The following is a 22,890-nucleotide window of genomic DNA, read 5'->3' on the forward strand; positions in this document are numbered from 1 at the left end:
AAAACATGTCTCGCATCGACAATACCCGCGTGATCCGCGCGCCCCACGGCACCGACCGCACCGCCAAGTCTTGGGCGACCGAGGCCGCGCTGCGCATGCTGATGAACAATCTGGACCCCGACGTGGCTGAGCGGCCGGAGGAACTGGTGGTCTATGGCGGCATCGGCCGGGCCGCGCGCGATTGGGCCAGCTTCGACCGGATCGTCTCGGCGTTACGTGCGCTGGAAGATGATCAGACCCTGCTGGTGCAGTCCGGCAAGCCGGTCGGCGTGTTCCGCACCCATGCCGATGCCCCGCGCGTCCTGATCGCCAATTCCAACCTCGTCCCGCATTGGGCCACCTGGGACAAGTTCCACGAACTGGATGCCAAGGGCCTGATGATGTACGGCCAGATGACGGCCGGAAGCTGGATCTATATCGGCACGCAGGGCATCGTCCAGGGCACCTATGAAACCTTTGTGGAGGTTGGCCGCCGCCATTATGGCGGCAGCCTGGCCGGCCGCTGGATTCTGACCGGCGGCCTGGGCGGCATGGGCGGGGCGCAGCCGCTGGCCGCCGTGATGGCCGGCGCTTCGTGTCTGGCCGTGGAATGTCAGCCCTCGCGCATCGACATGCGCCTGCGCACCGGTTACCTGGACCGCGCCACCGACAGCCTGGACGAGGCCTTGGCCATCATCGCTGAAAGCTGCAAGGCGAAAAAGCCCGTCTCCGTCGGCCTGTTGGGCAATGCGGCCGATGTCTTCCCCGAACTGGTCCGCCGTGGCGTCCGCCCCGATGCGGTCACCGATCAGACCAGCGCGCACGATCCCATCAATGGCTACCTGCCCGCGGGCTGGACGCTCGATCAGTGGCTGAAGGCCCGCGAAGAAAACCCGAAATCCGTGGAAGCGGCCTCACGCGCCAGCATGGCCGTGCAGGTCCGCGCCATGCTGGATTTCTGGAAGGCGGGCGTGCCCACGCTCGATTATGGCAATAATATCAGGCAGATGGCGCTGGAAGAGGGCGTTACCGACGCCTTCGCCTTCCCCGGCTTCGTGCCCGCCTACATCCGCCCGCTTTTCTGTCGCGGCATCGGCCCCTTCCGCTGGGCCGCCTTGTCCGGCGACCCGGAAGACATTTACAAGACCGACGCCAAGGTAAAGGAACTGCTGCCCGACAATGCCCACCTGCATAACTGGCTGGACATGGCGCGGGAGAAGATCAAGTTCCAGGGCCTGCCCGCCCGCATCTGCTGGGTCGGTCTGGGCGACCGCCACCGTCTGGCGCTGGCCTTCAACGAGATGGTGGCCAAGGGCGAGCTGAAAGCCCCCGTTGTCATCGGTCGCGACCATCTGGACAGCGGTTCCGTCGCGTCGCCCAACCGCGAGACAGAGGCGATGCTGGACGGTTCCGACGCCGTCTCCGACTGGCCCCTGCTGAACGCCCTGCTCAACACCGCCTCGGGTGCCACCTGGGTCTCGCTGCACCATGGCGGCGGCGTCGGTATGGGCTTCTCCCAACATAGCGGGGTAGTCATCGTCGCCGACGGCACCCCCGCCGCCGCCCGCCGCCTGGAACGGGTCCTCTGGAACGACCCCGCCACCGGCGTCATGCGCCACGCCGACGCCGGTTACGACATTGCCAAGGACTGCGCGCGGGAAAAGGGCCTGAACCTGCCGGGGATTTTAGGGTAAGCGGGGCCTGCTCAACGCACCTGTGACGGCCCTCATTGCATCCGTTGGGACGCATGATAGCGTGGGGCGACTTTCGCCCCCCGCCTCCCGGTGCCCGCCCCATGGTCTCCTTGCCGGAAAGCCCAGCCCTTCCCACCTCGTCCACCCCCCGCTGGCGACATATGCGCGCCTGGGTCCTGGTGCTGCTGATCGGCAGCACTTTGGGCTTTCCCATCGCGCATTGGGCCGGCGTCTCGCTGCCCGTCTCCATGGTGCATGGGGCCTTCATCGGCGGCCTGTGTCTGGCCTTCAAACATGGGCTGCTGCTGCGCACCTTGCGCGACCATATTGTCGATCTGCCGCGCGGGCGCGCCCTGCTGGCGCTCTACGCCGCCTACATATTGCTGATCCTGCTGGGAATCGCGCTGGCCCTGACGGTGGAGGAAATGGTGGGCATGGATGGGGATGACAGCCCCAACATCGATTTCTTCCAGGTATTCACCTATGCCGCTGCCTCCGTCATCCTGCTGCTGCTGCTGGACCAGAGCCGTAGCCTGATTGGCAATCAGGTGTTCTTCGCCCTGATTACAGGCCGTTACGCCCGCCCGCTGGAAGAACAGCGCCTGTTCCTGGCCATCGATATGGCCAATTCCACGGCATTAGCGGCCCGGCTGGGCGACCGGGAGGCGATGCGGATCGTGGGCCGCTTTCTTCACGCGCTGGGGGAACCCGTGCGCGCCCATGGCGGCTCCATCGACAAATATGTGGGCGATCAGGCCATCATCAGCTGGCGATTGACCCCGCAACGCCCCGACGCGCCGGCTCTGGCCTGTGCGCTCGCCATCCGCCGCACGCTAACGGCGCTGCGGCGGGATATGGGGGTGGAGCTTGGCTTCCGCATCACGTTGCATGCCGGCCCGGTGATCGTGGCACAGGTGGGGGATCAGCGCCGCGAGATCACCTATTTCGGCGATACGATCAATTCGCTTTCCCGTCTGGACGCCATCGCCAAGGAGGCGGGCCGCGACCTGATCCTGACCGCCGATGGTTGGCAACGCTGCCGCCCCGTCCCCGGCGTAACCCCGCTCCCCCTCGGTCCCGTCACCCTGCGCGGGCGGGAAGCACCGCTGGAGATTCTGGGGTTGGAGGGCTAAAGGTCCTCACACCATCCAGAATGAAGCGGCCCCCGCCGTGACGGCGATCAGGCTGGGGATGCCGACCGACAGGCCCAGGCTGCGACCGCCAACACTGCCGGCCATGACCGACTTGGTGATGGTGTTGACGCCCACGGCCAGCAGGATACAGGCAGCGGCGAGTGACAGGCTTTCCGGCTTGGTGCCCAGGCGCGCCATGGCGACGGTGATGGCATCAACATCCGCGATGCCGGCGGCAGCAGCGGCCACCAGCAGGCCCGCATCGCCGACGAAACGCTGGATCAGTTCGGCTGCCACCAGAACTAGGGCGATGAAACCCGCCAGTTTCAAGGCGGTACCCAATTCCAGCGGGTTCGACAGGGCCGGCGTCGTATCCTCCGGCCCCGTGCCGTCACGGCGCAGCAGGATCAAGGCGGAAAGGCCCATCACAGCCAGCGCCGCCCCGGCGGGCGCCACCAGCGGCAGCAGCAGCGCCCGGTTCAGGATCAGGGCGACCAGCAGGACACGCGTCACGCTGACCATGCCGGACAGCAGAATGCCCGCCGCCAGCAGGGGCGATGCCGCTGGCTGCGCCTTGGCCACGCGCGACAGGGTCAGGGTGGTGGCGGTGGAGGAGGCAAGGCCGCCGGCCAATGCTGCCACCAGCACCCCCCGCTTCTCCCCGAACAGCTTCACCGCCACATAGCCGCCGAAGGAGATGGCGGCGATCAGGATGGCGAGGAACCAGATTTCCGCCGGGTTCAGTACGCCCCAGGGATCGACAGGACCGTTGGGCAGGACGGGCAGAGCCAGGAAGCTCATCACCGCCAGGATCAGGACGGCGCGGATTTCCACCCATTGCAGACGCCGCAGCCATTCATGCAGCGGATCGCGCAGTGCCAGGAGCAAGGTCGCGGCGACACCCGCCGCCACGGCAACCCGGATTTCCCCCAGCATGGCATAGGCACCCAGCAGAAAGACCAGCAGGCCGGAGACGACGCCGGTGACCGAATTCTTGCCCTCCTCACGCGATTCCAGCCAGTGGAAGGCCGTGAAGGCACCCGCGAAGCCGAGAAAGGCTAGGCCCAGGAACAGCAGATTATCCAGCCCATGCGCCAAGGCGCCGGCCACACCGCCCAGCAGGCCCGAAAGCGCAAAGGTGCGCAGGCCCGCCGCACGCTGCCCATCGGCCAGATCGCGTGAACGCCAGCCTCGCTCCAGCCCGACCAGCAGGCCAATGGCCAGCGCTGTGCCCAGACGCATCAGGATTTCAAGATCGTGCAACGCTCAAGCTCCCCATTTCCGGGGCACAGCATGCGACGGGCGGCAGGGAAAGGGCAAGCAGTCGGACGGGTTAGGGTTTGTCGTGTGATTCACGCTTCAAATGTACCCATTTGAAGCGATCACACTCTACGCCCGCGCCAGCGAATGGTTGAACAGTTCCAGCAGCAGCGGGAAGGCCGACAGCCGGTCGACCAGCATGACGCCCAGCGCCCCCCCATCCTCATGATCGACATGGCGGATCGTGACAGGAAGCCGGGCCCAACTATGCCCGTCGGGGCGCAGGATGGTGACGTCCACGCGCTGTCCCACGATGAAACCACCGGCCTGTTCCGGACGGACACGCAGTCCCCCGAACGACCAGTCAAGCAGACGGGACGGGCGGCCGGCAACCATCAGGAAGATGGGTTCTGTCGGGTTACGCGGATGTATCCGGCGTTCAGCCGGGGTGTCAGACATGGCAATCATGAACGCAATTTTACCAAAATACCTGTCAATCCGATACTGCCCAGAGGAAATAGAAAGATCATTACCGCCCCGACGGCTGCAAGGCTGCCATAACGAAAAAGGCGGCCCGAAGGCCGCCTTTTCCCAAGTCATTGATCCTGCTTGAAGAAGGATCAGAACTCGTACTTCACACCCAGCTGGATCTTCCAGACCGAGGCGCGGTTGCGCACGGTCTCGGAGGGTTCGCGCAGGGCGCCCGTGAACACGTACTTGTTGTTCACGATGTTGGCGTTGATGGCATTCACCGCGTTGAAGAACGGGATTTCCTGATTGCGGCCCCAGCTGCTGTTCAGCAGGTTCGTCAGGTTGGTGATGTCCATCGTCAGGATGGCCTTGTGGCCTTCGATCGGCGCCGGGATTTCCTGGGCCAGCTTGGCATCCAGCGAGTAGATCCAGCTGCTTTCCAGGGCACCGCGCGGCATGACCGAGCCACGGTACTTGGACAGGCCGTTCCGCTCGATATAGCTGTCCATCTGCGCCGGGGTGATCGACGAGGCGGCCCAGTCGATCAGCGGATCGCTGGCGCCCGTCGGCACATACAGCGCCTGACGCGAGCGGGTGCTGCGGCAGGCCGGATCGCCGAACGGGTTCTGGGTGTTGGAGCAGCCGAACACGTAGCTGTAGGGCTTGCCAGAGCGCGCTTCGCCGAACAGGCTCAGCGAGGTCTTGTAGCCATCGAAATATTCGACGCTGTAGGTCGTGCTGGCGTTGAAGCGATGCTTCAGCTCATAGCTCGACGTGTCCAGCAGATCGACATTCGGGTCGGTCGTCACGAACTGTTCGTAGTTCGAGCCGGCGACCGAGCTGGTGCCCTGGCTGGCGTCCTTCACGTTCTGGTAGGCGTAACCGCCGGCCAGATCGAAGGTGCCGTAATCGGTCTCCCAGTTCTTGGAGACGTACAGCGACAGGACCAGACCATCACCCTTCTTGGTGTTGGTCAGCAGCAGGTCCGAACCGGCACCGCGGGTCACGGTGGCGCCGGCCGCGTTGACGGTGGTCTGTGCGCGCTGGCCATAGATCGGGCGGCCATCGGGGGCCGTGCCGGTCTGCACCAGACGCAGATCCTTGTAGAAGTTGGCGTTCTTCACGGTGGTGTAGATCGCCTCAGCCGTGAACAGCCAGTTGTCGCCCAGATAAGGGATGTCAACCGACTGATCGATGGCGATGGAGTACTTCCAGCTGGACGGCAGCTCGTAGTTCGGGTCGAGCGCATTGACGAAACCTTCGCCGATGCTGGCCAGACGGGCCACGGCGGCAGCCGGAACCTGACCGTTGACACCGTTCAGCAGCAGCGCGTCGGCGGCCGACGGGGTGCCCGAGGCCGGACGGGACACGTCGATCGAACGCTGGGTGATACCGTCGTTGGAATAGTTGTTCGACAGCCACACCACCGGGCCCATACCGGTGAACAGGCCGGCGCCACCGCGAACGGTCGTGTCTTCGAACGGCTTGTAGGTGATGCCCAGGCGCGGCAGCCAGATATCCTTGCCGTCGATCGTCTCCGTGTTGGAGATGCCGTAGCGGGACAGGAAGTTGGCGTTGGCCTTCGGGGCCTTGTTGTTGTCATACAGCTCGTAACGCAGACCGCCCTGGAGCTGCAGGTCCGGGGTCACATCCCACGTGTCCTGCAGGTAGAAGGAGTGCTGCGTGTACTTCCAATCCGCCGCCGCGTCATCGGCATTGCCCGACGGGGCATTGGCGTAACGGAAGCGCGAGGCATTGCGGGCTTCGAAATTCGCGATGGAGCTGAATTCCCAGTAACCCAGGCTGCGCTGCAGGAACAGGTTGAAGTAGTCGTATTTGTCATACTCGTAACCGCCGGTGATCTTGTGATCGCCCAGCAGATAGGTACCCTTGAACTTGGCGCTGTCCGTCGTCGTCGTCAGGTAGTTGCTGTGCGACGAGATATCGGGACCGATCACGACCTGGGCGCCGCCCGGCGTCGTGATGCGCATTTCACCGAAGCCCAGACCGTTCAGCGGCAGACGCAGGCTTTCGACTTCCTTGCGAGCCAGCTTGACTTCGGTCGAGAAGTCGGACGTCCAGTCAGAGAACAGCTGGAACGAGTAGCTGTCCATGATCTGGGTGCGATCATAGAAGTTCGACTGCAAGGACAGCGTGCGCGGGTTGGCGCTGGTGCTGGACGAGGCGTCGATGATGTTGTTGCCCTTGTTGCGCTGATAGGCGAACGAGGCGCGATGATCGTCGGTGATGTTCCAGTCTAGCTTGGTGAGGATCTTCTCATCCGCTTCCGGCAGGCTGCCATCGGCCAGACCCAGCGTGTCATAGCCATAGACGCGCTGCGCGATCTCACGGACCTGGTTCACCTGGGCCGTGGTCACACCAGTGATCGGGTTGCCAAGGCCGCTATCCTGGGTGCCGAACACCACCGGAGCCTGGCTCTTGAACTTTTCATAGTTGGTGTAGAAGAACAGCTTGTCTTCGACCAGCGCACCCGACAGCGAACCACCCCAGGTGGTTTCCTTGTACGGGCTGATCAGGTTGCGGCGGCTGCCGCTGCGGTCACCCGACAGGCTCTCGTCGCCATAGAAATAGTAGAAGGAGCCGTGCGGATCGTTACCGCCCGACTTGGTCACCACGTTGATGGTGCCGCCCTGGAAGCCCGAATATTCAACGTCGTACGGCGCGGTCAGGACCGACAGGCCCTCCACGGTCTCCAGCGACAGCGGCGAACGCTGCGTCGGGTAGCCGCCATTGTTCAGGCCGAAATCGTCGTTCTGCTTCACGCCGTCGATGGTCAGGCTGTTGAAGCGGTTGTTGGCGCCGGCGATCTGGATGGCGTTGGAGTTACCGGCGTCGATGAACACCTTCGGATCGTTGCGGACGATGTCCTTCAGATCGCGGCTGATCGACGGGGCGGCGCTGATCTGGCCTTCACCGAAATTGGTGCCGATACCAACGGTGCGCGAGGCAATGCGCTGACCGGACACCACGATCTCTTCCATCTGGCTGCCGAGCGCCAGATCCAGGGCGAACGGTTCGCCCAGGGAGATGAAGATGCCTTCCAGCACCTGCGGCTCAGCGCCGGGGGCGGTGATGGTCACGGTGTAGGGGCCGCCGACGCGCAGGCCGCCGGCCTGGAAACGGCCCTGGTCATTCACGTTGGTGACCGAACGCGTACCGGACGGCGTATGGACGATGGTGACTTCGGCGCCAGCAGCCGGAGCGCCAGCAGCGGTCACGATCTGACCCGTCATGGACGAGGTCGTCTGCTGCGCGATGGCCGGGACGGCCCAGGAAGAAGCAACGGCCAGCGCCAGGGCGCCAGTGCCGATATTCAAAGCGGACAGGTGACGGCGCAGGATCGACGCCGCCTTCTTATTCTCGATGGTCATACGAAAGCCCCCAATAAGCCGGACCGGATCGCGCGGACAACACCAGATGCCCGTGACGCTTAGGTAACGAATAAATTACAGTTCCATGACAAGCACCTCTGCAGCTATGCCTGCAGGGGCTTGAACGGCTATATCTCAACCAGCGTATCATTACCGCCACAGTTTTGCGGCGCAGCATGCCGGTTCGGAGGGGCGAGACCCGCGTCTCCTGCATTTCTTAACCGTGATTGCTGCGACGCACCTGCTGCCGGGCGGCAACAGAACCCGATGGAGCGCCTTCCGTGATTCGTAATCTCCCCTCCCGTGCCCTGATGGCGGGCGCCCTTTTCCTGTCGATGGCGGGTGCCGCCACAGCACAGGAGAAGATCGACTTGCAGGTACTGGCCACCACCGACCTGCATATGTATTTGGAGGATTACGATTATTATGCCGACAAGCCGGATGCCGGCGTCGGCCTGATCCGGGTCACGCCGCTGATCCGGGCGGCACGGGCCGCCAATCCCAACACGCTGCTGCTGGATAATGGCGATCTGATCCAGGGCACGCCCATGGGCGACTGGGTCGTGCGCGAGCGCGGGGTGGGCAAGGACAAGCCCACCCATCCTGCCATGGCCACCATGAACCTGCTGGGCTATGACGCCGCCGTCCTGGGCAATCACGAGTTCAATTTCGGGCTGGATGTGCTGCACAATGTCTATGCGGGGGCGAAGTTCCCCGTGCTGGCCGGCAATGTCTTCAAGGTCGATGGCGACAAGGACCCAGCCAACGACCCCACCCTCTACCCCGCCTATGTCATCCAGGAACGCACCTTGGTTGATGATAAGGGCGCCAAGCAGAAGGTGAAGGTGGGCATCCTGGGCCTGCTGACTCCCCAGATCATGACTTGGGACAAGGACAAGCTGGAAGGCCGCGTCACCACACGCGACATTATCGATATGGCCAATGTCTATGTCCCGCGCATGAAGAAGGAAGGGGCCGATGTCATCATCGTCCTGTCCCATTCGGGCCTGTCCTTCTTCCCGCGCGAAGGGGGCGAGGAAAATATCTCCAACGCCCTGACCGAGGTGCCGGGCGTCGATGCCGTCATCACGGGCCACAGCCACCGCGTCTTCCCCGGCAAGGATTATGAGGGCCTGCCCAAGGCCGACCTTGCCAAGGGTACAGTCAATGGCAAGCCGCTGGTGATGTCCGGTTCCTATGGCAGCCATCTGGGCATGATCCAGTTGAAGCTGGAAAAGAAGGGTAAGGGCTGGCAGGTGGTGGAGGGGACGGCCATGGCCAAGCCCATCCAGGAACGCCAGGATGGCCGCATGGTGGTGGCCGAACCCGATGCTGAGGTCGGCACTCTGCTGGCCCCCAGCCATCAGGGCACGCTGGATTATGTCCGCCGCCCCGTAGGCAAGGTGACGGCCCGCATCCATTCCTATTTCTCCTTCCTGGGCGACAGCGCCGGAGTGGAACTGGTGGCCGAGGCGCAGCGGGCCTATGTGGCGCGCGCCCTGGCAGGGACAGAGCTGGCCTCCCTGCCCATCCTGTCGGCGGCGGCGCCGTTCAAGTCAGGCGGGCGGCCCGGTCCCGCCTTCTACACCGACATTGCCGCCGGTAGCGTCGCCATCCGCAATGTCGCCGACCTCTATGTCTATCCCAACCAACTGGCCGTCGTGAAACTGACGGGTGCGCAGGTGCGCGACTGGCTGGAAATGTCGTCCCGCGCCCTGTCGGTCATTGATCCCAACAAGAAGGAACCGCAGTCGCTGGTCAATACCCGCGTGCCGGCCTATTCCTTCGACATTATCGATGGCGTGACCTACAGCATCGACCTGACGCAACCCGAGCGGTTCGACCGCGACGGCAAGCCGGCCAATGACAAGGCGCACCGCATCAAGGACCTGATGTTCCAGGGCAAGCCCATTGACGACAAACAGGAATTCCTGGTCGTCACCAATAATTACCGCGCCAATGGCGGCGGGTCGGTGCCCGGCCTGGATGGTAGCACTGTCGTCTATCAGTCGCCCGACACGGTGCAGTCGGCCATCATCGAATATATCCGCGCCAAGGGTGTGGTGGAGCCGTCGACCGACAATTCCTTCCGCATCGCGCCGATGCCTGCGGGGGTGAATGTCTATTTCGACAGCTCGCCCCTGGCCCAGGAACTGCTGTCCGAACAGCCGGCCCTGTCCTATGAAGGGCCGGCGCCGGATGGCTTCGCGCGCTACCGCGTCGATCCGTTGAAGATCGGCGGCGTACAGTGAGGCCGCGGCTTTATCTGGCAGGACCCGATGTGTTCCTGCCCGACCCGCTGGCCGCGGCGGCGTCGATGAAAGCCATCTGTGAGGAACTGGGTCTAGAGGGCGTGTTCCCCATGGACAACGCCCTGTCGCCTGCGGACGGCGAAGGCGGGGCGGCATTCGCCGCCCGCATCCGGCAGGCCAATCTGGACCTGATTCGGGGGGCCAACGGCGTGATCGCCAATTGCATGCCGTTTCGCGGACCGTCCGTCGATGATGGGACGGCTTATGAGATGGGGTTTGCCGCCGCCCTGGGCAAACCCGTCTTCCCCTGGTCCGGCGATATCCGCCCCCTGCTGCAACGCACCCAGTCGCGCCAGTATCTGGCCCATGATGGCCGCGTCTGGCGCGATGCCGACCAGATGGAGGTGGAGGAATTCGGCCTGCCCGTGAACCTGATGCTGGTCGATCCCGTGACAGGACCGGTGCAAGGCAGCTTCATCCAGGCGGCCAAGGCAGCGGCGGTCTGGTTCGGGGGGTAGGTTGCAACTCCGCCTGTCCCCGTCCCGGACCGGCCTTACGCCGCCCGACCTCGCCGCTTCTCGGCCAGCATATGGCTCAACAGCGCCCGCAAGGCGCCGGGTCGTACGGGCTTGTACAGCACCCGGCATCCCGCCTGCGTCACGCTATCCTTTACGGCCTCCGTCCGATCCGCCGTGATCACGGCGGCGGGCAGGTCTGACCCGAACCGCGCCCGGATCAGCGAAAGCGCATCCAGCCCGCTCATCCCATGATCCAGATGGTAATCAGTCAGCACGACATCCGGCACCCGCTCACCCAGGGCTGCCAGCGCATCGGCCCCCGTCGCGCCCCACACCACCTCGCAGGACCATCCCGACAACAGGGCGATGGTCGCCTCCGCGATGGCCGGTTCATTTTCGACGCACAGGACCAGCGTGCCTTCCAGGCCCGTGACGCTGGCCCCTACAGCGGGCCGGGCGGGGTCGGCGGCACGGGCCGATAGGGGCACCTCGACGGCGAAGCACGATCCCTTGCCCTCCACCGACCGCAGGCTGACCCGGTGGCCCAGGATCGCTGCGAACCGTTCCACGATGGACAGGCCCAGGCCCAGACCCTTGTCGCGGTCGCTCTGGCCATTGCCCAGCTGTCGGAACTCCTTGAAAATCTCCTCGCGCTTATCTTCCGGGATGCCCGGCCCCGTATCCCAGACCTCCACCCGCACCGCACCAGCCAGCCGCCGGCACCCCACCAGGATGCGCCCGCGCGGGGTATAGCGCAGGGCATTGGCCAGCAAATTCTGCACGATCCGGCGCAGCAACACGGCATCGGTGTCCACCGTCGCCCGGCACGGTACAAAGCGAAGCTGCAACCCGTGCCGCTGCGCCACCACCGCCAGCTCGTCCGTCAGCGGATGCAGCACATCATCGATGGCCACCGCCGTCCGGTTGGGCTTCACGACACCCGTATCCAGCTTGGTGATGTCCAGCAGATCGCCCAGCAGCTGTTCCACCGACCGCAGCGCCGCGTCGGCCTGCGTCACCAGCGCATCCGGCCCCCGGTCCAATGCTGCGGAAATGAACAGCCGTGCGGCGTGCAGGGGTTGCAAAAGGTCGTGGCTGACAGCGGCCAGCAGCCGCGTCTTGGCCTGGTTGGCGCGGTCGGCCTCCGACTTGGCGATGGCCAGATCGATTGTGCGCTCGGCAATCCCCCGTTCCAGCCCCTCATTGGCAGCGCGCAGCGCCTCTGCCGCCCGGTGCCGGTCGGTGACGTCGGTATAGACGGCCACGAACCCGCCATCGGGCAGTGGGTTGGACAGGATCTCCAGCACCACCCCATCGGGCCTTGTGCGGTGGAAACTGTCGGGCTGGTCGCGGCGCTTGGGGTCCAGACGGCGGGCGAACAGGGTCTCCATTTCGCCCTCTTCCCCGAACTCCCCCTGGCTTTGCAGATAGGCGACCAGCTCGCCCATGGGCGTGCCGACTTTGATCAACCCCTCCGGCACTTCCAGCATCTCCAGGAACCGGCGGTTCCACAGGCGCAGGCGGAAATCCTTATCAACCGCACAGATGCCTTTACCGACATTTTCCAGCGTGGATCGCATCAGCACATGGCTGTCCAGGATGGCGCGCGACGCCTCATCGATGATCGACCGCGCGTCCGACCGCGACAGGCGCCGGTCCGACAGCAGGCTTGCCACCACCACCCGTGCCGATGCCGACCCGATGGCGCCCGCCAGCAACCATTCGGTGGCCTGCACGGCCTCTTCATCGATGCGCCGCTTCAACCCCTCCTCGAACAGGTCCTTGCCCTCGTCGATGCCCAGGCCCACCAGCTCACGGAATACCGGTTCCGCGCGGCTGCGCCCGACATAGCGCAGCGCCAGTTCATACAGGTCGCCCAGCGTCACCCCGCGCACCGGCGCCACCCCATCTTGTGCGTCGTGACGCATGGAGACGAAGCGGCGGGCCTGCTGCTTTTCCAGGTCGGACTGGCCCGTGATGCCGGACACCAGCACCATCATGAACAGGTTCAGCGCCAGGCTGGTCAGCGCGCCATGGGCCAGCGTATCCAGATCATGGATGCCGCCCAGACCCGTGGGCGTCAGCCAGCCCAGCCCGAACAGGCCCTGATCCATCAGATGCCCCGGCACCAGCCCCGCCACCGCAAAGGACGGGATCAGCACGGTATAGACCCAGGCCACAAACCCGGCCACCAGCCCCGTGATGGCCCCCGCCTTGGTCACCCGTCGGAAGAACAGACCCATCAGCAGGGCCGGCGCGAACTGCGCCACGCCCGCGAAACTGACCGTCCCAATGGTGGCCAGCGGGAAGGTGGTGCCGATCATCAGGTAATAGAGATAGGCCATGCCCAGCAGTGCCACCACGGCCACCCGCCGCACCGTCAGCAGCATGGGCTTGGGATCATGCTGCCAGCGCCGCATCGCCGACGGGATGGCCATCAGGATGGGCACGATCAGGTCGTTGCAGACCATGGTGGACAGGGCAACCGCCCCCACGATGATCATGCTGGTCGCCGCCGACAGCCCACCCAGAAAGGCCAGAACCGCCATCCAGTCATGGCCTAGGCGTTGCGGGATGGTCACCAGGAGCGTGTCGGCATTGACGCTGCCATCCGGGAACATCATCAGGCCCGCCAGCGCGACCGGCAGCACGAAGATATTGATGGCCACCAGATACAGCGGGAACAGCCAGCTGGCGGTACGGATATCCCCGACATGGGTGTTCTCCACCACCGTCACATGGAACTGTCGCGGCAGGCACAGGATGGCAAGGGCCGCCAGCAAGGTGATGGACCACCACCCGGCCCCGAAATGCGGGGTCAGCAGATGGGCCAGACGCGGATCGCCCGCCGCCCGCTCGAATATCCCCGACGGCCCGCCGGCCACCGCAAAGACGATGCCGCCGCCCACCAGGATGGCCGCCCCCAGCTTGACCATGCTTTCGGTGGAAATGGCCATCATCAGGCCGCGATGATGCTCATTCGCATGGATGTTGCGCACCCCGAACAGGATGGCGAACAGGGCCATGGCGCAGGTGATGATGAAGGTCGTCTCACCCGGAATATCCATCACCCGGTTGGCGAACGGGTCGCCGGCCAGCGCCTCCAGGCTGATGGTGATGGCCTTCAACTGCAGCGCGAAGTAGGGCAGCACCACCGTGACCGCCATGACCGTGATCAGGGCCGCCAGCACCCGGCTCTTGCCATAACGGGCGGAGATGAAGTCGGAGATGGAGACAGTGTTCTCCGCCTTGGCCACCCTGACCATCTTGGCCAGGATCGGCCAGCCCAGCGAGAAGACCAGGATCGGACCCACATAGATGGACAGGAAATCCCACCCGCTGGCCGCCGCCCGCCCGATCGCGCCATAAAAGGTCCAGGACGTGCAGTAAACCGCCAGCGACATGGCATAGAGCAACGGCGCCCGGCGCTCCTGCACCTCGGGCTGCTTTGCTGCATACCGGTCCCCCCACCAGGCAATGGCAAACAACGCCGCCAAGTACCCCAGCGCCAACCCCAGAACCGGCCAACTCGACATGGATGCCCCACGGGTGCTTCTTGCTTGGGCACCATCCTACGCCCGTTGCAGGGGCCGCGTCATGGGGGCGATGGTCGGGGGATGGGTTGCGCAATCATCCCCGCCTGCGCCAGTCTGGTCATGAATTCATCCAACCGGAGCCGCCATGTGCACCGCAGTCCGCTGTGTTTTAGCCGCCCTGCTTCTTCTGCTGTCGCATCCGTCATGGTCCTGCGAGATGGTCGAGGATAAAAGCCAGGTATCCGTCTACGACCTGGTGGCCCGCGCGGACTTAATACTGCTGGCCCGTGCCACCGGGTCCTGGCCGCTGCGGCCCGATCTGGCGAAGACCTTCACAGGGCCACCCCAGGTCGGGTTCAAGCCGATTGAAGTGGTAAAGGGTACGACCGGCGCCCCTGTGCCCGTGACGGGGCGCCTGGACGATGCGCTGCTGACACTAAGCCCGGTCTGCCCTCTCCCGGTCTATACACGCAATGCCACCTACCTGCTGTTCCTGCGCCGACAGGGCGACCAGTTCACGACCATCCTGGACAGTCGCGGCGATGGCACGCGTCCGTTTCAGCTATCCGTCGGGAGCGACATCCCCCTGTCCTTGATCCGGCTGTTCGTGCAGGTGCAGCGACAGAACACGCAGGAACAGCAACGGCAGATGCTGGAAGCCCTGGCGGGGCAACGTCTGCGCCCCGACGCCAGCGCCGGGGAAAAGCTGGAGGCGCGCCATATCATGGACTATCTGCGCTCCCTCTCCACGCCACCGCGTAATTGATGCCATAGGCAGGGGGGCTGAACCTCACCCCTTCTGCACACCCGGCTTGCCCGGATCGACGGCGAACTTGGCGCGTGAGGACAGCTTCCCGCCAGGCGTGGTCACCTGATCCAGGACCTTCAGGTCCATGGTCAGGTGCTTCGGCGTCACCTCGCAGATGCCATAGCCACGCTGGTCGTTGATCAGCTTAATATGTGGGTTCTCGGCCAGCATGCCTTTGGCGGCTGGACGCTGCTCTCCGCCATCACCGCCGGACGAGATGGAGGTAACGACGAACTCACTGGCCACGACGGCGCTGTTCGGGTCCTTGTCGTCGAAAATCACATTGCCGACGATGTTCTGATGCTCGTCACCGGTCAGGACGACGGTGTTGCGAATGTTATTGCCCTGGATATGCTTCAACAGGCGGGCGCGGGCCACGCGGTAGGGGTCCCAGGTGTCCAGATTGCGAACATTGGCTTCGCCCGGCTCTCGGTCGCATGGCATCAGCATCACTTGCTGCGCCAGCAGGTTGAACCGGGCCTTGCCCTGCGTCAGCCCGTCGAACAGCCACTTTTCCTGAGCCTCCCCCAGCACCGTCAGGTTGGGATTATCGACATCCGGGCAGGCCGGGCGGAACCCATCGCGACAGGGCTGATCGCTGCGATACTGGCGGGTGTCCAGCACATGCATATCCACCAGATCGCCAAACGCGAACTTCCGGAACAGCTGCATGCGCGCGCCGTCAGGCAGCGATGACCGCCGGAACGGCAAATGTTCGTAATAGGCCTGGGCGGCCGCCGCCCGGCGCAGCCGGAAGATATCGGGCGGGGTATTATCCCAATTGAAGTCCGAGGCCCAATTATCCACGATCTCATGATCGTCCCAGACGGCAATCCAGGGGGCGGCGGCATGGGCCTTCTGCAGGTCGGTATCCAGCTTGTACTTGGCATAACGCCGGCGATATTCGTCCAGCGACACCGGGTCCGGCAGGTCGGCGCGGCGCGGGCTGGCGACCGTATCTTCCAGATGCCGGCTGAAATAGAAGGGCCGCGACTGCCCCTCATAGATGTAGTCGCCATAGTGATAGATGAAATCCACCTCTTCGCGGGCCAGATGGTCGAAGGCTGTGAACAGGCCCTGATCATAATTCTGACAGCCTGCGATGCCAAAGCGTAGCTTCGACAGGGGCGCGCCGGCGGCGGGCGCCGTGACCGCGCGGCCCTGCATCGACCGGTGGTCGCCACAGCGGAACCGATACCAATAGGGACGGCCCGGCAGCAGCCCGGAAACCTCCACATGCACCGCATGGCCCAGTTCGGGATGGGCGAGGCCCGTACCCTTGGTCACCACCTTGCGGAACAGCCGGTCCTCCGCCACCTCCCAATCCACGGGGATGATGTCGCTGGACATACCGTAACCGGGCTCCAGCGGCCGGGGCGCCAGCCGCGTCCAGATCACGAACCCGTCAGGCCAAGGCTCCCCCGAGGCCACGCCCAGCTGGAACGGATAATCGATGAAATTGACCGCACCAAAGGCCAGACGCGGCGCCACCGGAATGGCCAGCGCCGCCACCGCCAGCGAACCCGCCCCGCGCAGCAGTTGGCGGCGGGACAGGGCGAGCGTGGATGGCAGCACGGATTTCATCAAGGACAACCCACCAATAACGCCCCGCCCAGGCCGCCTCCCTGGCGGGCCGTTTGGAATGCGTGAATGCGAAGAAGAACGAACCGGCATGCCGGTTTCGTCACCTTTGCTTGTGACAGAGGTCAGGGCGGATTGGCAAGTGTCCGATACGTTGCAATGGGATGACGGAACGGAACGCCCTCAAGCCCCGATCACGCCCCCACCCTTCTTGGTGATCACCACCACCGACGGGCGCGCCGGCATATTGTCTTTGAAATCCGGCCAGCGCGTTCCCGGATCGGCGAAGGTGCCCTGGCGGTTGCCAGATTTGGTCACCTTGTCCACCGCGTCCGATCCCGGATGCTGGATCGACACGAACAGCGTCTGGTCGTCGGGGGTGAAGCTGGGACCCGTCAGTTCGGCCCCCACCGGCACACGGAAGAACAGGCGGGAGGTGCCGCGCAGGGGACCTTGCGTCTCAACGGCCCAGATGCCGTCCGACGACCCGGACGTCCATTGCCACTTGCTGCCCTGGTCGGTACCCACCCAAAGCCGTCCCATGCTGTCGAAAGCGCAATTATCGGGGCAGGAGAACCAGCCATTTTCTGTGGTGGCCTTGTTGAAGCTGGCCCCCGTCTTCGGGTCCGCGGGATTACCGGCCTTGACCAGGATCTCCCACTTGAACTTCTGCGCCGCATGATCGCCACCGGGCGGGGTCATTTCCACGATATGGCCCCAGCTATTGGCTGGGCGCGGGTTGGCGGCATTGGGGCGGGCCTGCGCCGGGTGGATGGGATCGTCGGGCAACCGATCATCATTATTGGTCAGCATGACATAGACCAGACCCGTCTTGGGATTGACCTCCACATCTTCGGGCCGGTCCATGCGCGTTGCCCCAACCAGGGTGGCCGCGATGCGGGCCGCGATGACCACATCGCCCTGATCCTTGAAGCCATTGGCCGGCGTCAGCGGCCCCTGTCCCTGCACCAGCGGCAGCCAGGTGACGGTGCCATCGGCATCAAACCGCGCCACCGACAGGGTACCCTCGTCCAACAACTTCATGTTGGCCTTACGGTCGGCCGGGTCGTACTTGCCCTTGGACACGAACCGGTAGACATGCTCGAACCGCTGATCATCGCCCATATAGACGACGGCGCGGCCATCCTTGTTCAGGGTGACGCCGGCGCCCTCATGCTTGAACCTTCCCAGCGCCGTCAGCTTGCGCGGCGTGCTGGTCGGGTCATAGGGGTCGATCTCCACGATCCAGCCATAGCGATTCGCGCCGAACTGTTCCTTGTTGATGTTGAACTGGTCATGGAACCGGCCCCACTGGTACAGCGGTGACGGCACCGTCATGCGGTCGTAATTGCGCTGTTCGGGATGGGTCTGGTCGATGGTGCCCATGAAGTAGCCATCGATATTCTCCTCCCCCGACAGGACCGTGCCCCAGGGGGTGACGCCACCGGCGCAATTATTCAGCATGCCGATGACAGTGCGGCCTTCGGGATCATCCTTGGTCTTCATGCGGGCATGGCCGGCGGCCGGGCCGGTGAAAGTCATCTTGGTGTTCAGCGCATTGATGCGGCGGTTGAACTTGCCGCCCTTCACATAGGCCCACTTGCCGTCCTTGCCGCGTTTGACCTCCACGATGCTGCCCGAATGGGCCGCCATCTCGATATCCACCATCTCCTTGGTGACGGACTCGGGCGGGTACTTGTCCTGCCCCTCGGGTGCCAGGCCGGGGAACATCATCTCGGCCTGGGTATATTCATGGTTCACCCATAGCAGGCCGTGGTCGGCGTTGTTGCTGCCCTGCGGCAGGGGGTAGAAGGCCGTGAAGTCGCAATTATAGCCGAACTGCTTCAACTGGCTTTCGGCGCTCTGCTTGTAGGGATCGAACTCCGGGCTGTCAGCGAACAGCGGGTCACCCCAACGGATCAGGACATCCGCATCATATCCCGGGGCCACATGGTGCTTGGCATCGATGCCGCGCGTCAGCTCCTCAAAATTGAATCCGAATCCGGCCTGTTTGCTGGCGGCCCCCGCCGCCTGCGCCTTGGCCTCGCCCGCCATCAGGGCGACAGGCACGGCGGGGGCAAAGGCCGCAATGGCGCTGGTGCCCAGCATCCCGCGCAGGATGTCGCGCCGGCCCAGCCTTGCCTGCACCACCTCGCCAAAGGTCGGTTCACTGTCCGGCGAGGAACCCTTGTCCTGGATGGCTTCAAACTCTTCATGGGTCAGGAAACGGTTCTCGGACATGGGACGCACGGGCTCCAGCAAAGAAAGGGGCGTTGTCAACCTACATACGCTTCTCAAGCTACAGTTATTTGACAGGCGGGCGCCTTACGGGCAGGGCGGCGATGTGACACAGGCGACAGATTCCGCATCGCCAAACGGAAAGGCCGGCTTTGTCACCTTGCCGTGCGCCTGCGAACTGGCTAGCTTCACAGGCTGGTATGATTGCTGGGACCCTTTCCCGGTGGCACCCGCATCGGGGCCGCCGCAAGGGGTTCCCCTGTTCGGAACGGAGCCGATGAAGTTTACCCGTCGTGCCGCCTGTGCGGCCCTTGCCCTTTTCATGTCCACCGCCGCCACGGTCGCGCCCGCCTTCGGGTTCGAGCCGGCCATCGTCTTCGACATGGGCGGGCGGTTCGACAAGTCGTTCAATGAAGGGGCCAATAACGGCGCCGAACGGTTCAAGAAGGATACGGGCACCAATTTCCGCTGGTTCGAGGTCACGAACGAGGCGCAGCGCGAACAGTTCCTGCGCCGTCTGGCCAGCCGTAACGCCGACATTATCGTGTCGGTCGGTTTCTCCATGGCCCCGTCGGTGGAAAAGGTGGCGAAGGAGTTTCCGAATGTCCGCTTCACCCTGATCGACGGCAATGTGAACCTGCCCAATGTGCAGTCCATTGAATTCGCCGAACATGAAGGCTCCTATCTGGTCGGCGTTCTGGCTGCCATGGCGTCCAAGACGGGGACGGTGGGCTTTGTCGGTGGCATGGATATCCCCCTGATCCGCCGCTTTGCCTGCGGCTATGAACAGGGCGTGAAGGCCACCAATGCCAAGGCCACTGTGCTGGCCAACATGGCCGGCTCCACGCCCGCCGCCTGGGCCGATCCCACGCGCGGCAGTGAGTTGGCCAAGAGCCAGTTTGACCGTGGCGCGGACGTGATCTTCGCCGCCGCCGGTCAGACAGGTATGGGCGTTCTGCAGGCGGCCTCCGATGCCGGCAAGCTGTCCATCGGTGTCGACAGCAACCAGAACCACCTCTTCCCCGGCAAGGTGCTGACCTCCATGGTCAAGCGCGTGGACGTGGCCGCCTATGAGGCGTTCAAGACCGCGCAGGATGGCACCTGGAAGGCGGGTCACCGCCGTCTGGGCCTGAAGGAGGATGGCGTGGGCTGGGCCTTCGACGAAAATAACAAGGCGCTGATCACGCCCGCCATGAAGGCGGCTGTGGACAAGGCCACCGCCGACATCAAGTCCGGCGCCCGCACCGTCGCCAATTATGACGACGCCAAGGGCTGCAAGTACTGATCGTCCCCTGAGTGACTTAGCGCCTGAGCAGGACCCATGTCGGCCGCCCCCCTTTCCGTTTCCTCCGCCTGGGCGGTCGAACTTGTCGGCATCGACAAGCGATTCGGCCCTGTCCATGCCAACCGCGACGTCACGCTGCGTTTCGCCCCTGCCAGCATCCATGGGCTGGTGGGGGAGAATGGGGCCGGCAAGTCGACCTTGATGAGCATCCTCTACGGCTTCTACGAGGCTGACGGGGGTGAGATCCTGGTGCGCGGCAAACAGGTGAGTATCCGAACGCCGCAGGACGCGATCCGTCTCGGCATCGGTATGGTGCATCAGCATTTCATGCTGGTGGAGACCTTTACCGTCCTGGAAAACCTGCTGCTGGGGCATGAGGGCGGGCCGGTGCTGGGTCCCGCCATGGCGCGCGCGCGGGCGGAGGTGCAGGCGCTCGAACAGCAGTTCGGGCTGGAGGTGCCGCTGGACGCGCTGGTCTCCGACCTGCCGGTCGGCGTGCAGCAGCGCGTGGAAATCCTGAAGGCGCTCTATCGCGGGGCCGAGGTGCTGATCCTGGATGAACCCACGGCGGTTCTGTCCCCGCCGGAGGTGGAGCAGCTGTTCCGCATCCTGGAACGGCTGCGCCAGCAGGGGCGCACTGTCCTGCTGATCACGCATAAGCTGAAGGAAATCATGGCCATCACCGACCGCGTGTCGGTGTTGCGTCGGGGTCAGGTGGTGGCCGAATTCATTACCGCTGAAACCGACCGTCAGGCCCTGGCCGACGCCATGGTGGGCCGCAAGACCTTGCTGTCCGTGGACAAGGCCCCGGCCACGCCCGGCCCTGTCCTGCTGTCGGCGCAGAATGTGAACGTCATTGACGCGCGCGGCGTGACGACCCTCAAGGATGCCTGCCTGAACGTGCGGGCGGGGGAGATTGTGGGCATCGCCGGTGTGGCCGGCAATGGCCAATCGGAATTACTGGAGGTTCTGTCCGGCATGTGCCGTTTTGACAGCGGAACGGTCACGCTGAAGGGCGATGAAATCGGCCCGGCCACGAAATATGACGCCGCCGACGCGCGCCGCCGGGGTCTGGCCCATGTGCCGGAAGACCGGCTGAAGCTGGCCGTGATCAAGGAATTTCCGGCCCATGAAAGCGCCATCCTGGGCTATCACCAGGATAAGGGCCTGTCCAAGGGCTGGCGGCTGGACTGGAAGCGGGTGGTTGCGAAGACCGTTTCGTTGATGGAACAGTTCGACGTGCGCCCCGGCAACCCCCATCTGCGCACCTCACTGTTCTCCGGCGGCAATCAGCAGAAGCTGGTGATGGCGCGTGAGATGGACCGGGAACCGGACATATTGCTGGTGGGGCAGCCGACGCGCGGTGTGGATATCGGCGCCATCGCCTTCATCCACCGTCAGCTTGTCAGCTTGCGCGACCGGGGCAAGGCCATCCTTCTGGTCTCCGCCGAACTGGATGAGATCCTGGCGCTGTCCGACCGCATCCTGGTGATGTGCGATGGGGAGATCGTGGGCGAACTGTCGGCGGCAGAGGCGAATGAGAGCCGGATCGGCACGATGATGGCGGGCATCAAGGACACACCCGCTGTTGAAGGGGTTTCGGCATGAGTGCGGGTGCGGGTTCCGACAATCTTCCCTGGTGGGCGACCGGCCTGCTGCTGCCCGTGGTGAATGTCACCCTGGCGCTGCTGGTTTCCGCCCTGGTCATCTTCGCCATCGGGGAGGATCCGGTGGGCGCGCTCGGCACCATGCTGCGCGGTGCCGTCGGCACGGGTGAGGGACTTGGTTATACGCTCTATTACGCAACCAGCCTGATCTTCACGGCCCTTGCCGTCGCCATCGCCTTTCATGGCGGGCTGTTTAATATCGGCGGCGAGGGGCAGGCCTATATTGGCGGCCTGGGTGTGGGTCTTGTGCTGTTGGCCCTGCCCGGCTGGCCCTGGTGGGCGGCGCTTCCGCTGTCGGTGCTGGGCGGTGCGGCCTTCGGCGCGCTCTGGGCCGCGATCCCCGGCTGGCTGCAGGCCTATCGCGGCAGCCATATCGTCATCACGACCATCATGTTCAATTTCATCGCGTCCTCGCTGATGGTCTATCTGATGGTCAATGTCCTGATCAAACCGGGTCAGATGTCGCCGGAGAGCGAGGCGTTCAGCGCCTCCCTGTTCCTGCCGATGATGGCCGACATGATGGCCGCCATCGGTGTGGAAATGTCCTCCTCGCCGCTGAATTTCTCGCTGTTCCTGGCGCTCTTGGCCTGTGTCGGCGTCTGGGCCTTCATCTGGCACACGCGCTGGGGTTTTGCCCTGCGCGCGACCGGCGCCAATGAAAACGCCGCCCTTTATGCCGGCATTGATCCCAAGCGGGTCATCGTGATCACCATGGCCCTGTCGGGTGCGTTGGCGGGTCTGCTGGGCGTGAACGAGTTGCACGGGGTGCAGCATCGCCTGATGCTGAATTTCCCGGCGGGTCTGGGTTTCACTGGCATCGCCGTGGCCCTGATGGGCCGCAACCATCCCGCCGGCATCATCCCCGCCGCCCTGCTGTTCGGCGCGCTCTATCAGGGCGGGACGGAGCTGGTCTTTGATTACCCCACCATCAGCCGCGAACTGGTGGTGGTGATCCAGGGCGTGGTCATCCTGTTCGCCGGCGCCTTGGAACATATGTTCCGCCCGGCGCTGGTGCGCCTCTTCTCCCGCCGCCCCGCTGTGGCGGCGTCCAAGCCGGCGGGGGCCTGATCCCATGG

At 64.4% G+C, this 22,890-nt stretch carries 14 protein-coding genes; 8 read left to right on the plus strand and 6 right to left on the minus strand.

What is annotated here, in order from left to right; all coding sequences use genetic code 11:
• The first annotated feature begins 5 nt into the window (after nt 1-5).
• Nucleotides 6-1,673: a urocanate hydratase gene (hutU, locus tag C0V82_RS21485; protein WP_102114516.1), complete on the plus strand. Its 1,668-nt coding sequence runs from the start codon at nt 6-8 to the stop codon at nt 1,671-1,673.
• 101 nt (nt 1,674-1,774) lie between these two features.
• A complete protein-coding gene (locus C0V82_RS21490) occupies nt 1,775-2,806 on the plus strand; it encodes an adenylate/guanylate cyclase domain-containing protein (RefSeq protein ID WP_158660121.1) in 1,032 nt (343 codons plus the stop codon).
• A gap of 6 nt (nt 2,807-2,812) precedes the next feature.
• Here C0V82_RS21490 and C0V82_RS21495 read toward each other — a convergent pair whose 3' ends face one another.
• The 3 genes from C0V82_RS21495 to C0V82_RS21505 all read right to left on the minus strand — a co-directional run bounded on the left by C0V82_RS21495 (nt 2,813) and on the right by C0V82_RS21505 (nt 7,929).
• Nucleotides 2,813-4,069 carry an MgtC/SapB family protein gene (locus C0V82_RS21495; protein WP_211107940.1) on the minus strand — a complete coding sequence of 419 codons (1,257 nt, stop codon included), beginning with the start codon at nt 4,067-4,069 and terminating at the stop codon, nt 2,813-2,815.
• Between the two features lie 126 nt (nt 4,070-4,195).
• Nucleotides 4,196-4,525 carry a PilZ domain-containing protein gene (locus C0V82_RS21500; protein WP_158660122.1) on the minus strand — a complete coding sequence of 110 codons (330 nt, stop codon included), beginning with the start codon at nt 4,523-4,525 and terminating at the stop codon, nt 4,196-4,198.
• A gap of 161 nt (nt 4,526-4,686) precedes the next feature.
• On the minus strand, nt 4,687-7,929 hold the full coding sequence (locus C0V82_RS21505; protein WP_102114519.1) for a TonB-dependent receptor: 3,243 nt from the start codon (nt 7,927-7,929) through the stop codon (nt 4,687-4,689).
• A 281-nt stretch (nt 7,930-8,210) separates the two neighbouring features.
• Between C0V82_RS21505 and C0V82_RS21510 the strand changes: the two genes are divergently transcribed.
• Nucleotides 8,211-10,181, plus strand: coding sequence for a bifunctional 2',3'-cyclic-nucleotide 2'-phosphodiesterase/3'-nucleotidase (locus C0V82_RS21510; protein WP_245924298.1), 1,971 nt, complete (start codon nt 8,211-8,213; stop codon nt 10,179-10,181).
• Nucleotides 10,178-10,699, plus strand: a complete 522-nt coding sequence (locus tag C0V82_RS21515) for a nucleoside 2-deoxyribosyltransferase (protein ID WP_102114521.1) — start codon at nt 10,178-10,180, stop codon at nt 10,697-10,699. Before C0V82_RS21510 ends, C0V82_RS21515 begins: the two co-directional genes overlap by 4 nt.
• 35 nt (nt 10,700-10,734) lie before the next feature.
• Here C0V82_RS21515 and C0V82_RS21520 read toward each other — a convergent pair whose 3' ends face one another.
• The gene (locus C0V82_RS21520; protein ID WP_102114522.1) at nt 10,735-14,235 is read right to left on the minus strand and encodes a hybrid sensor histidine kinase/response regulator; all 3,501 of its coding nucleotides are present in this window, start codon (nt 14,233-14,235) and stop codon (nt 10,735-10,737) included.
• A gap of 145 nt (nt 14,236-14,380) precedes the next feature.
• On the opposite strand from C0V82_RS21520, the gene C0V82_RS21525 reads away from it, so the two are divergent.
• Nucleotides 14,381-15,001: a hypothetical protein gene (locus C0V82_RS21525; protein ID WP_102114523.1), complete on the plus strand. Its 621-nt coding sequence runs from the start codon at nt 14,381-14,383 to the stop codon at nt 14,999-15,001.
• Nucleotides 15,002-15,025: 24 nt separating this feature from the next.
• Here C0V82_RS21525 and C0V82_RS21530 read toward each other — a convergent pair whose 3' ends face one another.
• A complete protein-coding gene (locus tag C0V82_RS21530) occupies nt 15,026-16,627 on the minus strand; it encodes an alkaline phosphatase D family protein (RefSeq protein WP_102115132.1) in 1,602 nt (533 codons plus the stop codon).
• A 180-nt stretch (nt 16,628-16,807) separates the two neighbouring features.
• A complete protein-coding gene (locus tag C0V82_RS21535) occupies nt 16,808-18,865 on the minus strand; it encodes a PhoX family protein (RefSeq protein ID WP_102114524.1) in 2,058 nt (685 codons plus the stop codon).
• 274 nt (nt 18,866-19,139) lie between these two features.
• Between C0V82_RS21535 and C0V82_RS21540 the strand changes: the two genes are divergently transcribed.
• The 3 genes from C0V82_RS21540 to C0V82_RS21550 are packed head-to-tail and all read left to right on the plus strand — an operon-like array spanning nt 19,140 to nt 22,882.
• Nucleotides 19,140-20,147: a BMP family lipoprotein gene (locus C0V82_RS21540; RefSeq protein ID WP_102114525.1), complete on the plus strand. Its 1,008-nt coding sequence runs from the start codon at nt 19,140-19,142 to the stop codon at nt 20,145-20,147.
• A gap of 36 nt (nt 20,148-20,183) precedes the next feature.
• A complete protein-coding gene (locus C0V82_RS21545; RefSeq protein ID WP_102114526.1) occupies nt 20,184-21,755 on the plus strand; it encodes an ABC transporter ATP-binding protein in 1,572 nt (523 codons plus the stop codon).
• Nucleotides 21,752-22,882, plus strand: coding sequence for an ABC transporter permease (locus C0V82_RS21550; RefSeq protein WP_102114527.1), 1,131 nt, complete (start codon nt 21,752-21,754; stop codon nt 22,880-22,882). Before C0V82_RS21545 ends, C0V82_RS21550 begins: the two co-directional genes overlap by 4 nt.
• Nucleotides 22,883-22,890 lie beyond the last annotated feature (8 nt).

The organism is Niveispirillum cyanobacteriorum, from assembly GCF_002868735.1.
Lineage (GTDB): Bacteria > Pseudomonadota > Alphaproteobacteria > Azospirillales > Azospirillaceae > Niveispirillum > Niveispirillum cyanobacteriorum.

What these genes read in the sequence shown, in the direction of transcription:
- hutU (WP_102114516.1), top strand. Translation starts at nt 6, where the DNA reads ATGTCTCGCATCGACAATACCCGCGTGATCCGCGCGCCCCACGGCACC.
- C0V82_RS21490 (WP_158660121.1), top strand. Translation starts at nt 1,775, where the DNA reads ATGGTCTCCTTGCCGGAAAGCCCAGCCCTTCCCACCTCGTCCACCCCC.
- C0V82_RS21500 (WP_158660122.1), bottom strand. Translation starts at nt 4,525, where the DNA reads ATGTCTGACACCCCGGCTGAACGCCGGATACATCCGCGTAACCCGACA.
- C0V82_RS21505 (WP_102114519.1), bottom strand. Translation starts at nt 7,929, where the DNA reads ATGACCATCGAGAATAAGAAGGCGGCGTCGATCCTGCGCCGTCACCTG.
- C0V82_RS21520 (WP_102114522.1), bottom strand. Translation starts at nt 14,235, where the DNA reads ATGTCGAGTTGGCCGGTTCTGGGGTTGGCGCTGGGGTACTTGGCGGCG.
- C0V82_RS21525 (WP_102114523.1), top strand. Translation starts at nt 14,381, where the DNA reads ATGTGCACCGCAGTCCGCTGTGTTTTAGCCGCCCTGCTTCTTCTGCTG.
- C0V82_RS21530 (WP_102115132.1), bottom strand. Translation starts at nt 16,627, where the DNA reads ATGAAATCCGTGCTGCCATCCACGCTCGCCCTGTCCCGCCGCCAACTG.
- C0V82_RS21535 (WP_102114524.1), bottom strand. Translation starts at nt 18,865, where the DNA reads ATGTCCGAGAACCGTTTCCTGACCCATGAAGAGTTTGAAGCCATCCAG.
- C0V82_RS21540 (WP_102114525.1), top strand. Translation starts at nt 19,140, where the DNA reads ATGAAGTTTACCCGTCGTGCCGCCTGTGCGGCCCTTGCCCTTTTCATG.
- C0V82_RS21545 (WP_102114526.1), top strand. Translation starts at nt 20,184, where the DNA reads ATGTCGGCCGCCCCCCTTTCCGTTTCCTCCGCCTGGGCGGTCGAACTT.
- C0V82_RS21550 (WP_102114527.1), top strand. Translation starts at nt 21,752, where the DNA reads ATGAGTGCGGGTGCGGGTTCCGACAATCTTCCCTGGTGGGCGACCGGC.